We start from the raw sequence: 13,759 nt of genomic DNA, 5'->3' as shown, positions 1-13,759 counted from the left end.
ACTTTTGGGTGGCCGTATACACAAAGTCTGCTTGTATTTGTTCACCCATTGGAGAGTCTGGGACTGCTTGATAATCCCTAGTGCTTGATTCTTTTGGGATTTGATAGTCCTCTCGAAGACACCTTACATAGCTTCTTACTGTACTTTCCCCAACTTTGAATTCAGGATATTTCTCTTTAAGCCAGTCTTGCACTTGAGCTGCAGTTAAATCTGGAAATTCTCTTAACCAATGAAGGATCAATTCCTTATGAATGTCTAACTTCTTACTCCTAGACATTGTTGATGCCGTCCACTCTGCCATTTCCTCTGGTGATTTGCGAATATACTTGTAAACCGTATTTCTTGATATATTTAGTTTCCGAGCGATAGTAGAAATACTGTATTTCTGATTGAGCATTCCTCTAATTTCAACATACATTTCAAACTTATCCACCTTTTCAATTCCTCCGCCTAATCATAGAAGTTTAAAAATCTATCATAAGGTGGGGAACAATATTAGTAAATAAGTGTTCAAAATTATTCGTCGTAAACTGTTCAATTTAGTCTAGCACTTACAGAGGTTGAATTCATACATAAATTATTTGGAGTAGCATCATAATTCATAGATGAAAAGGGTATTGAGATTCTATGTTTTTAACAAGTATATTTGCACCAGAACCATATTTTTTCTAAAGGCTTAACTTCAAGAAGAATACCCATAGTTGCAATTGTAAAGAACCATCTGGACCTGTATTACCCGTTATTCGTGAATCTTCTGATAAAGCAACGATTAAACCTTACAAATAAATTGACGCTAAAACTAGATTTATTTCAAATTAAGCTTTTCATAATTCAGCCAGATTTAAGACAGTCACCTTTTCGCGGTCATTGATTCGATGCTTTTACGGATTCTTTATGCTCCCATACCTGAACATGGGAAGAAAGGTAGATTCCGCTTCAAAAATTCTAATTTTTAAACCAGGTAAGAATGATGGGGGATTATTAGATAAGTGAGAATGTTTAGAACTATCTTATAGAAAAGGCTATAGGGATCACTCCTTAGAGCTTTTTCTGTTTGAATAAGTGCAACTTAATAAGCTTCAGTATATAAAACCTTAACATTTTTTATATAAAAATAATGTGCTAAAGTTTTATTCATTTAATCCTGTTCGAAAATGTACACTTTTTCGAACAGGTATTTTTTGTTCAAAAATGGCCGATTTCAACGTTCGTAAAACTAAAAAAATAATTTACGGACGGTCACTGTTTTTATTATATTTTTACGAACGTTTTATAGTAGAATAAGAGAAATAAGAATTGAAGTGAGGGACAAGAGTGGAATGACATTACGTAAAACATCCAGGCCGACATTGTGGTACTGGATATGCCTTTATTGGATACCACTCAATTTAAAGATAGTCTTTGTATAAAACTCTCCTTTTTTGTGCAGCTGCTAGCTTCTTCAGAAGCCGAAAACGTTGATGTATCAACGATGTATAAACGATAAAAAACGAACAAAAACCAAGCCCTTAAGTATCAAGGGATTGGCTTTTTCTGTTTCCTGGAATCATCATTATGTTAATTGAATGTCAATGCGATATACAAGTTTCTAATATTTTGTTCAATAATTATGTATGACGCTTTCGTAGTAACTTTAATTGCCAAGGTAACCAAAAACCAAAAACAATAATGAATACAGGGATAGACCACAGAGTATGCCATCCTTTTAACTTCATATATCCTATTTGAACAAGCATCCATTCAGAAAAAAAGGACACGATCGTAAAAAGGGTAACATATATCCATTTCTTTTCTTGTTTAAAATAGTTAAGAAATATTGTAGCGTAACAGGAAGGGATGATACCCATACTTATCAAATCACCAATTCCTTCTTGCTTTGGGTCACGACCTAGATCAAATACATCTAAGTAATTTAACATAAGGAACACATCTATTATTATTGCTACATAGCCAGTCGTACCAAAGATAAAATAAATTTCTCTCCAACTTAATCGTTTCGGCATGAAAATTATATAAATCAAAGCGATAGTACCTAGAGTAATTGGAAACCATATACCTTTTGCTGACAAATCTAAGTTTTGTGTAATTCTTTCCATAATATGTCTCCTTTATTTTTATAAAAAAACAGACATTAATATTTCGTTCTATCTATTGCTGATTGAATATGACCATAAAAGCTTAACATTATTACTTCGTTAAAGTTTGATTGAATGTTAATCAAGAATTCTAAAGAATGGAAAGCTTGGTAATGCACAGCTGCAAAGGACCCTTGCAAGTTGATCTATTTTTGTCATTTTATCTCCTTCTAAGTATTAGATAGTTTATCATGATCCACTACTTTTGGAGGTTGTTCCATCCACCCATTATCGATCATTATGTTTGCAGCGTCTTCTGTATATTTTAGGACTTCACCTAAAATTCGGAGGTAATTGGTAGATAAATCACGTCTGGAACTTGTTGACAAACTTGTCCCGTAATATCCAATGGCGCCTGCGGCTAGTGCATTTACATGAAACATCATTAGTTTATCGGAAAAAGGGGAAACGGTTGAGTCTAATACTTGGTTATCCCAAGACACAGAAGCTGGAAGGGAATTTTCATTTAAAACGGAACTATAAATTTCAATATGCTTTGTAGCAATTTCTTTTCCTCTTGAGAAAAAGTTACCCACTTCTTTTGACTTTGCCACTTGACTGAAGCCAATGAATGTTGACATAGCTAACACATTTCTTTGAATATTAGCATAAAGATTTGTTACTTCTAACGTAGTAAGTGATCTACGTTCTCCAAACCATCCAGCTAAAAAGTTTTGTTTTCGAATAAAATCGACTTTTTCAGGAGTCGTAACATATGGCGCTCGTATATAGAGACCTTTAGATAGTAAAACATTTCCTGTGTTTTTGTGAAGTTTCTTTGAACCATCAATACATTCTGAAAAATAATCAAATACATCAGAACGTGTTGATAATGTCAACGAGATGCTGTAAGCGTTTAACCCTATTGAACTCCATTGTTGTAGATAATAAAGAAAGTAAGAATCCGAAAATAATCGTGGAGCTGTAATATCAACATCTTCTTCTTTAAATCCATATGGAATGGGAAATTTCTCACCGTTAAAGATTAATGTAAGTTTTTTTATGTGTGCCTGTGCTAACTCCAATGCATATTTGACTACAGGACGAATCTCAGGATCCTCTGCTTTTTCCAAAAAGTATTTAAGTACACAAATGGATAGGCTATCATTCATGTAGGCAGACCACAGCTGTGAAATTTCAGCAGATGTTAGTTTAATGTAATTTTCACTATGCATAAGAGATTCTTCCTCCATTAATTTGAAATGAAATCCTCATGTTATCTTTCCTAATCATGTAAATAAATATTTATCGTATTATGAATTCGCATATGATGAGTGAAAAGTCTTGGCCACTTTTAAATTTAAAAAGGTTTATGATTTCATGGAAAAGTAAAAATGAATATTTTTTCATTTTAGTTTAATGATGACGACATCAAGCTAGTGATTAAACTACGCATATAATATACATTATATACATTTAAACTATTAAAATAGTATGTTATACTCGTCATATAATGTTTATTTTTAGTTCGATTTCAGGTGATTTTGAGAGAGTTAAACTCAGCATATAAGTTAAGAGGTGAGAGTCGTGGTGGAAGATTATATTTCTAATCTTCAGAAAAAAGACAAGTCCCCAAAAACCGTTATTTCCTATCGGAATGATATCCTTATTTTTTTAAAAGATTTACATATTAAACCAGACGATTTTGTGACAGCAACAGATGTAAGAAAATGGATCACTGGTATGTTAAATTCAAAAGAAGGAAAACCATTGGCTATTACCACCATTAATCGTCGGTTAAATGCTTTGCGCAGTTTTTATTCCTGGGCAGTTAAAAATAAGAAGCTACAGCATAACCCGATGGATGAAATTCAGGATATCAAATCGGCTGATGATGATTCAGAAAAAATCATGTGGCTGACAGAAGAGGAGTTTGAAGATCTATTAAATCGTGTGAGAAAGACACCGGTCAAAAGTAGGGGAGTGAATCCCGAAGAAAAGTACCGTCGGGATCGAGCTATTATTTATTTATTGACATACGCGGGTTTGAGGGTCGATGAACTATCAAACTTAAAGTTAACCGATCTTGACTTAGAGTTAAGGCGTATTAGGATATTGGGGAAAGGTCGGAAGCTTCGGACGGTGCCTATGTCCAATACCTTGTGGCAGGAACTGTACGACTGGTTAATTTTTAGAGCAGAAATGTCAAACAGTAAACCTCATGTGGAAGAGTCACCCTATGTGTTTTATAGCCAGAGGTCAACCAAATTTACGGTTCGTGGGATTCAGTCTATGCTTGAAAGTTACAGTTTGCCAAAGAAAAAATTAACTCCCCATATGTTCCGACATACGTTTTGCAAATGGATGTTAAAAGCAACTAATAATGATATTGAAAAAGTTAGGAGACTCGCTGGTCACAGCAACATTTCAACTACGGCAAGGTATTTAAAAGATTCCTATAGTGACTTAGCGGATGCTGTAGAAGCTTTGCCAAAATTTTGATTTTGTGAAGATGATCTTAGTTAGTTAAGAAATACGAGTTTAATTGAAAGTAAAAACGTATAAATATAATAGAAGAAACTCGTAAAAATTAGCCTATACTTATGGGGAGCATAGGCTATTTATCATTCAACAATCGGGGCCAGATTGTTGAAGAAGAATAATATTAAAATATTTTTCAATAATCTAAACTCTCCATTAATGAAAACAAATTAGTAGATTTTAATTCGACAATTTTTGGTAAAATATTTTTTAGAACATTTCTAGATATATATATATAAAGTAAGAAGTTTAAGCAATACAAAAAATAAATAATTAACTAAAAGGAGTACCTAGTCTTTTGTTGTTCTAATGGAAATTATAATTAATGGAAAAGAATTTGGTGAATTTTCGAAAACGATAAATCCTGTGTGATATGTAGAGTCGGTATTGAGTAAATATTACCATTTAATAAAAATAATTAGTTTGTAGAAAAAATGAAAGGAAAGTGGAAAAGAGATGTTTCCACTATGTGAATTGTATGGACTATTCAGATGTGAGAGAAGCAGCTATAAATTTTTATAGTGAGATTAATGGTGAGTACTTAAATTTCGATGAAAAATATCATTTCTTTTATGACGAAACCAATAACGTAAGAAAGTATAGTATTAAAAATGGGGAACTAAGTTACGATAAATCTGCAGACTTTGTACTTGGTGGAGTAGTATTAAGTTCAAGTTTGATAGATATTAATAATAAATTTCGTTTATTTAAGGAACAAGTTGAATATTGAAAACGACGTTGAATTAAAGTTAACAAGACTATCTATTGGAAAAAAGGATTTTATTGGGTATTTATCTTCTACAAAAGTTACTGCATTTTTGACCTTTTTATTAAAAGAAAAAATTTATGTACATTACGCGGTCTTAGAGTAATCCACCCGTTTCCGGCCAAAGAGATAGGGTGGATTACTTTTTTATTGTGATAAGTAATTGAAGTGCTCCAATAACAACTAATACTGCTGTTAAAATCAAGATCCAAAACTCCATACAATATCACCTCCCCAATGAGAGGCTCAATCGCCTACCCTGCTATGCAATTGTACAAAAACAATAATAACCTATCCTTTGGTAAAAATGGACGAGTTTCGACATAATTTAAGCCCTTAAGGGACCTTTAGGCACAAATTTTTAGAAACGCTACAAAAGCTGACTTATGTAAAGATAAAAAGGACATTACGCTGCAGCCCTTTTTATCTTTTACGGATATAACTTTTTTCGTCAAATATGCTGTCATCAGGAAGCCACCAACCCCTAATAAGTTATTCTTTCAATACCGAATAGCGAAGAGCCAGTTTTTTGTAGAAATTTTAACAATTCACTTTTATTCAATACTACTAATTATTAGGTATTAGAGCATATGTTATTGTAGTGAAATGTCGAAAGTGTAGGTAATTTGTCGCTAGAAATGTGTTGATAATTGTAATAATGTGTAAATAAAATAAGAATGATAGTATTATATATAATTATTTGGGAGGGTTTATTTTGAAATTAAAGAAGATATTGGCTTTGTTTCTTGTCTTTCTACTAATTTTTAGTAGTGTCCCCAACAATGGACGAGCACAGAATGGGGATCAGATAGCGAAAGAAAAAGACCAAGTGGTGGGTGATCCTGTCACAACTTTTGATTTACCTAAGGGAGAAGTAATAGAGAAAAGGACAGCAAACAGCAAGGTCTTTTATAATGGAGATGGAAAATTCACCAAGAAAATTTACTTTCAACCCATACATAAGCAAAAAAAAGGAAAAAAAGAATGGGAAGAAATATCTTCAGAAATTGTAGATACCGATAATACAAATATAAGTACAGAAAATGCGATCCTGAATGCCTCTTTTAATAAGCATATGATAAATGGTCAATATGCTAACTTTAATTACGATAACCAAGAAGTAACATACTCGTTACTAGAAGCTTCCGGAGAAGCTAAAACGATTTCTGTCAAGGATGTCTCTGCTAAATATAAAAATAAAAGTCATGAAATTTTATATAAAGGGGTTTTCCCTGAGCTTGACCTTCGAAATATTACATTTGACCAAAATAGCAAAGAAGACTTGGTATTACATTCTTATACAGGCTATAATACTTTTACTTTTCATTTGGCTACCGATCTTGAAGCAAAGATTCAACCAAACGGTTCAATTGATTTCTTTGTTAATGGAACCGAAGTAAAAGTCTATCATTTGCCTAAACCATTTATGACGGATTCCAATTATGATGATCATTCTGGAGAGGTTTCTAGGTCAGATGATGTTTCATTTGATTTGAAAAAAGTGGCTGATGGTTACATTTTAACCGTGCAAGCCGATAATGATTGGTTAAAAGACCCTAAAAGGGTTTATCCGGTTTATATTGACCCTTCCACAAGTATCACTACATCAACCGATACATTTGTTATGAGTGCGTACCCAACAACGAATTATGGTGATTCCTCTGATAAATGGGATTCAGCACAAAGTCAATATGTATTAAAATCAGGCTATTATGATTCTACTACAGGAACCTGTTATGCCTTTTTAAATCAAAGTCTATCAAGCCTGGATAATATGATTGTAACAAATGCTGATTTTCATGTTTATGTTACTCATTCCTATTATTCTACAACAGCTAACGGATTATGGTTGGATACCGTCAATAGCTCTTGGGCAGCTGGAAGTATGACATGGAATAACCAACCGGCCTCTACCAATATTTCATCAGTGAATGTGATGCGGGAGCAATGGGCGAACTTTGATGTTACAAGCACTGTTAAAGCCTGGGTAGATGGAACCAAAGCAAATTACGGATTTAAATTGCATACAAATGGAAATGGTCAAACCTTCTGGAAAAAGGTTGTTTCATCTACCAATTCAACTTTAAAGCCTTATTTATCTATTGATTACACAATTCCTGTCCCACAGGCACCAACGGGAAAGAATTATAGCAACGGCAATGGAACGGGATATATTAATCTGTCATGGCAGCAAGTGGATGGTGCGACCGGATATAAAGTGTGGATTTACAATGGAAAAGTCTATGAATCTTTTACCGTAGGAAATGTAACCTCTTGGTCCACTAACAATCAAAAAATATGGCCAACAGCTTCAGAAATAGCATCTGGGAGATATGACCTGCATCAGGATAAATTAGGGGCAGAACTCTCTGTTGACCCTTCACCGGTATACAAGAATTCAGGTGGGATTTATCCAACTAACAAAAACTATTGGTTTAGGGTCAGTGCTATATTTTCGCAAGGTGAAAGCAGTATGTCAGACGCAATTTATCCTTACATCCCGAATTTAGCCTTGCCCGCTGTTCCTACTGGTACAAGCTATTCTAGTGGAAATGGTACTGGATATATTGATTTTAAGTGGGATTCAATAGCTGGGGCAACTGGATATAAGATTTGGATCTTTAATGGGAGTTCCTATGAATCTAAAGATGTAGGGAATGTAACTTCTTGGACCACTAAAGGTAAAAAATATTGGCCAACTTCAACAGAAATTGCATCAGGTAGATATAAATTACATTTAACCGATAATCTGGGTACTGAATTGGCTTTAGATCCATCACCTGTTTATGCCAATGCCGGGACTAGATATGAAAACTATACAAACTTTTGGATAAGAGTAAGTGCATATAATGCACAAGGAGAAACAATCAATTCCGATGCTTATATGCCAAGAATAACAAATTTACCTGTACCGTGGGCACCTGATGGAATAACATATAGTATAGATGACTTTAGTAATTATACTAATTTAACTTGGGAGCCAATTAGTGACGCTACTGGCTACAAAGTTTGGATATTTAATGGGAAATTTTATGAAGCAATTGATGTTGGAAATACTTTAAATTGGAGCACAAAGGGTAAAGGTATTTGGCCAACAGAAAGTGAAATAGCTAATGCTACTTCTGATAAGAATATATTTCATACAGATGGTAAAGGATTAGATTTTCCAAGCAATCCAAGTATATTATATTCAAAAATGGGTACATCTTATGCTAAAAACGATAGGATTTATTTTAGGTTAAGTGCCTATAACCACCAGGATGGCGAAACTATCTATTCGAATACACCTTTAATAACTACGCATCCTCGACTAGGGGAAGAGGACTACTGGACATTTGGAACACATAGTTTTGATGAAGGATCCATTTCTGTTAATGTTACAAATGGGAATGTTGTGGCGGGCTTTAGTGATGCTAGCCTTTATACAAGAGGAGTACTCGGTTACAGGTTCGACCGCGTATATAATTCTCTTTCAACTAAAAAATCCCCAATAGGTAAAGGATGGACTTTCACAGGTAATGAAAGTTTGCGTGCAGTAAAGGATAGTGGGAATATACTGAGCAAAGTTGTTTATATAGATGAAGACGATACAAAACATGAGTTTTTATACGATTCTACTACAGGTAGTTTCATATCACCGAAAGGTAAATATTTATCTTTAAAGTCAATAACAATTAACGGAAAAAATGGGTATGAATTATCTGATAAAGCAGGATTTAAAAAACAATTTGAGGAAACTACACCTAATATTTATAGACTAGCTTTCTATAAAGATCGTTTTAATAATACGATACAATTCTTGTACGACAGTAGTAATCGACTAATAAAAATATCAGAAATTAATGAAAGTAATACACCTATTCGAAAACCGATTACTTTTACGTATATTGGAACAAGTAACTTAATTGGAGCTGCTCAGTTAGTAAATAAAAAATACACATACTCTTACAATGCAGATGAAACATTAAAAGAAGTAATGGTAACGGATGTAAATAACCCTGCAAACACACTTAAAAACGATTATAGTTATGACAGTTTAGGAAGACTAATTACAGTTATAAATTCAAAAGGAATAAAAAAAGAAATTTGGTATGGGCCAAATAATGTTACCGTTAATGAACCTCAGGAGGGACAAGCTGGTTTACAAACAGTTTATGAATTTAATATTGATGGTAATCAGTATCTAGTTGCAAAATCTACAGGTATAAAAACTTTCTATTATAGAGATATACAAAATGACACATATGCCATTGTAAAAGAAACTAATAATGAAAATGAAACGAAAGAAAGAACATATGATTCACAATATAATATATTAAATGTAAACGATAATGGTGTTATTTCAACATTCACATTCGACAACCAAGGAAATCAATTAACATCTACGGATTCAAACAGTAATCAACAAATTAAAACGTATGATACATTTAATAACTTATTAACTTCTAAAGAAATTTATAAAGATGAAAATAATCAAACTGTAGAGGAATTAACAAGTTACACCTATGATCCATCAAATAAATGGCAGAAAACTATTACTAATTCAAAAGGAACTACAACCTATGAGGTAGATCCATATGGTAGGGTAACAAAGATAATTAGTCCCAATAATAAAACCATTACAACAATATACGATGATACAACGAATTCTATTACTGAGATTGATGAAAATAATTATCGATTAGTTACTGAATATAACGATTATGGTGCAGTGATTTCGAAGACAGATGATCTTGGAAATAAAACAAGATTTGAATATGACTTGTTAAAGCCTTTACAATTAAATTCAACAACACAACCTGAAGGTGGTAAAACAAGTTACTTTTATGATCAAAATGAAAATATGACAAGGATGGTGGATGGTCTGGGCAGGAATATTTCTTTTATTTATTCTAATATGAATAAAATTAAAGAGTTTACAATCCCTGTGACCTCAAGTAAAAAAATGACTTTAAAATATGAATATAATGATCAAGGGAATCTTACCAAATTTACACGAAATTCACTTATTGAAAAAAGAATTTCTTATAATGATTCTCAAAATATTGCGAATGTAGGTATTTATAAAAATGATGTAAAACAGTTAGGCTGGAATTATTTGTATGATGAAAATGAAATGTTGAGTTCAGTACAGTTTGGAGCACTAAAGAAAGACTATGTGTATAACGATAATAAAGATTTATTAACATTTTCACAAGGCCTATTTAAACAGTCAAATAGTTATAATAGTAATAATGTTTTAAGTAGCATTAAGACTGAGTATAATGAAGCAACAATTCCATTTAATAAAACTGCCTTGTATACTTTCGATGAAAAAAATGAAATGAAGAATATTAATATTTATGATGAGCAAGGTAATTCCCAAGCAAGTATTATTATGAATAAAGATGATATTGCTAAAACGAGATCAATAAGTGTAAATAATCAAATAAGCAAAACTGTTCAATATAATGAAGAAAATAAATTTACTAGTATCACTGTAAATCAGTTTGGTAATGAACAACAAACTAGGTTTGAATATGATAAAAATGGAAATATAACAAAAGAAACAACGGGAAGTACTGTTTCTTCCTTTGTATATGACAAAAATCAAAGGCTAGTACAAGAAGATTTATCAAACGGTACGACAATAAAATACGAATATGATAACGCGGGTAACCGAACTAAACGTGAAATTTTGAAATCTGGGTTCTCAACTTCAACAGATATTTATGTTTACAATGATGCAAATCAAATATCCATAAGGAACAGTAATCCTAATCAATATTCATATGATGATGATGGAAATCTATTAACAGATGAAAGGTATAGATACACGTATAATCTATTAGGCCAGCTAACAAAAGTGGAAACAATCGATGGCCAGATTGTGGCAACTTATGAATATGATGAGGAGAATCAACGAACAAAGAAAATTATTGGAAATGAAGAGATCGAATATTACTATCAAAAATCAAATTTATTACTTGAGGTAATTAAATTAGATGGAGTAATTTCTGGTTACCGTTCTTATATTTACGATAATGAAGGGAACCCTGTTAGTGTAATTTGGAAACAAAAAGATACTGCAGGAGCATGGAAAGAATCAGTATATTACTTCATAACAAATTACCGTGGAGATATACTTAAATTATTAGATGAATCGGGACATGAAGTTGCAACATACACCTACGATTCTTATGGAAATATTATTAATTCTTCAGGGGAGCTTGCGGATGATAACCCAATTAGATATGCAGGTTATTATTTTGATCAAGAAACCACCCATTATTACTTGAATGCTAGATACTTCAATCCTGATAATGGTAATTTCTTAAATCCATTACTTCCAACGCAAAATGATATTCCAATATTAATTAATGGATATTATTATGCTAATAATAATCCGAAATCTAATATCGACCCAGATGGAATGTCTGCGTATGCTATCACCGGAGATAATAAAAAATATTATCCAACCACTAAAGATAAAGAAATGCGCTCTCTAACAAGTAATGTATATATTGATAAAGGGTATGCTCCAGTAGGAACATATGTTAATGGTTGGAGGGTTTATAAAAATATAACCGGAAATGCTAGTTTTCAAGCCAGAATATATAAAAAACAACTCTCAAATGGAAAATCTGATTTTTGTATAGCTTATAAAGGGACAAAAGAAAAAAGAGATGTTCTAGTTGATATAAACGAAGTTGTACTCGGTAGAAAAGGTGCTCAAACGAAACAAGCTTTATACGTAGTATCAGATTTGTGGAAGAATGAAAAGAAAAATATAAATAAATTATTTTTTACCGGTCACTCATTGGGAGGGTATTTAGCACAATATATAGAATCAGATATTGTAGATAAAAATTTGAGTGTTAGTGTACCGAATAAAGCTTATACTTTTAATGCACCGGGTGTAGAACATATCAGGAAAATGATAAATGACAAAAAGTATATGTACGACAGTTCAATTACAAATTATATGATTTTTGGAGATCCTATTTCAACGTTAACAGGTGATAATTTAGGTATAGTTAAAATATTTATGCCCAAAAAAGTATATTATAATAATCTAGAATTCCATAAGTTAGTACGCTTTGAAGAGATAGGTTTCTATTAATAATAGTGTAATTATTCTTAAGTATTATATGGTATTCAATGTTTGACAGTAATGTCACGCTGTTGATGCAATACGTGCACTATATTCTGCAAATTTTATGTAACCCTTAATAAGCTAAGAGGTTATATGCTTAATAGCAAAGAATCGCTTTTTACTAATTTAACGGAGCAGATTAGTTGAAGAAGGAGCTCTCATCCTATTAAGTGAACTAATAAGTATCCATTTTTAAAAGTGAAATTAATATATTTTGAGGTGTGAAATGTCTAAACAAGATTGGCTTGAGTTGGTATTGGTTCCAGGTATTCCTATTATTATATTTTTGATATTTCTGATTTGGATTTGCAAAGGGTTTAAAACAGGAGGTGACCTTCAGAAGGAAAAAGGAACAACTTCCAAACAACTTTGGATTTCAGTTGGTCTTGTTTTCTTATGTTTACCAATGGCTCTTATTATAGGTGGAATGGCAACCGATTCACCTTCAAGTACAGTGGTACAGTTTTGGGAAGCTTTTTTTGCTATCGAAGGACTACCACTTTTATGCTTACTATTAACAATATGTAAACGAATAATACAACATAAAAAGTATATTAATTAAAATGTATATCATTGGTTATGAGAAGCTATTAACTTGCACATAAGAACATGAAAGAATTGTGAATTTTAATATATTTTATTCTAATGATAAGTAAAATAACTGTCTAACGGGTTCTGTTGCCAAAACTTCAAGATAAATGCAATTAATCTTTAAATCTAGGACATACTGATACTACTACTCTAAAAAAAGGTGTGTGATCAGTATGGAAAAGCAAAATGTATTCAAGTGGAAGCATTATCAACCTGACATTATTTTGTTAACGGTAAGATGGTACCTACGGTATAACCTCAGTTTTCGTGATTTAGTGGAAATGATGGAAGAACGGGGCTTATTCATTGCTCATACAACGATCATGCGTTGGGTTCATCAGTATGGTCCTGAATTAGACAAACGAATCCGTCGTCATCTCAAACAAACCAATGACTCGTGGAGAGTGGATGAAACGTATATAAAAGTAAAAGGTCAATGGATGAACTGTATCGTGCAGTGGATTCCGAAGGAAACACAATCGATTTTTACCTAAGCAAAACAAGAGACCAAAAGGCTGCAAAGCGCTTTTTCAAGAAAGCTTTGCGGTCTTTTCATGTTTCGAAGCCTCGTGTCATAACAGTTGATAAGAACCCAGCCTATCCAGTCGCCATTCAACAACTGAAACAGGATGTTTTTGACACCCATAATTT

General features: G+C 32.6%; 7 protein-coding genes and 2 pseudogenes. 6 read left to right on the top strand and 3 right to left on the bottom strand.

Annotation, left to right across the window (positions count from 1 at the left end; translation table 11 throughout):
• Window positions 1–433, bottom strand: a 433-nt coding sequence (locus tag J7E63_RS27875) for a helix-turn-helix domain-containing protein (protein WP_215018421.1), incomplete at its 3' end; no start/stop codon positions are given.
• Between the two features lie 876 nt (window positions 434–1,309).
• On the opposite strand from J7E63_RS27875, the pseudogene J7E63_RS30700 reads away from it, so the two are divergent.
• A pseudogene (locus J7E63_RS30700) lies at window positions 1,310–1,406 on the top strand (recombinase family protein); the annotation flags it as partial.
• Window positions 1,407–1,607: 201 nt separating this feature from the next.
• Here J7E63_RS30700 and J7E63_RS27870 read toward each other — a convergent pair.
• Both J7E63_RS27870 and J7E63_RS27865 read right to left on the bottom strand, forming a co-directional pair.
• Entirely contained in the window at window positions 1,608–2,096 is a 489-nt protein-coding gene (locus J7E63_RS27870; RefSeq protein WP_215018419.1) for a hypothetical protein, read from the bottom strand.
• A gap of 209 nt (window positions 2,097–2,305) precedes the next feature.
• The gene (locus J7E63_RS27865) at window positions 2,306–3,310 is read right to left on the bottom strand and encodes a DUF3231 family protein (RefSeq protein ID WP_215018417.1); all 1,005 of its coding nucleotides are present in this window, start codon (window positions 3,308–3,310) and stop codon (window positions 2,306–2,308) included.
• A gap of 352 nt (window positions 3,311–3,662) precedes the next feature.
• Between J7E63_RS27865 and J7E63_RS27860 the strand changes: the two genes are divergently transcribed.
• The 5 genes and pseudogenes from J7E63_RS27860 to J7E63_RS27840 form a co-directional block, all read left to right on the top strand.
• The gene (locus J7E63_RS27860) at window positions 3,663–4,577 is read left to right on the top strand and encodes a tyrosine-type recombinase/integrase (protein ID WP_215018415.1); all 915 of its coding nucleotides are present in this window, start codon (window positions 3,663–3,665) and stop codon (window positions 4,575–4,577) included.
• 532 nt (window positions 4,578–5,109) lie between these two features.
• Entirely contained in the window at window positions 5,110–5,346 is a 237-nt protein-coding gene (locus J7E63_RS27855) for a hypothetical protein (RefSeq protein WP_215018413.1), read from the top strand.
• A 751-nt stretch (window positions 5,347–6,097) separates the two neighbouring features.
• Complete coding sequence (locus tag J7E63_RS27850) at window positions 6,098–12,484, top strand: DNRLRE domain-containing protein (protein WP_215018411.1); 6,387 nt, start codon at window positions 6,098–6,100, stop codon at window positions 12,482–12,484.
• A gap of 259 nt (window positions 12,485–12,743) precedes the next feature.
• Window positions 12,744–13,079, top strand: coding sequence for a hypothetical protein (locus tag J7E63_RS27845; RefSeq protein WP_215018409.1), 336 nt, complete (start codon window positions 12,744–12,746; stop codon window positions 13,077–13,079).
• 202 nt (window positions 13,080–13,281) lie between these two features.
• Window positions 13,282–13,759: pseudogene (locus J7E63_RS27840) on the top strand (IS6 family transposase); the annotation flags it as partial.

Source organism: Bacillus sp. ISL-75 (genome assembly GCF_018613095.1).
Note: the sequence above shows the minus strand (reverse complement) of the source record. Positions and strands in the feature narration are given on the sequence as shown.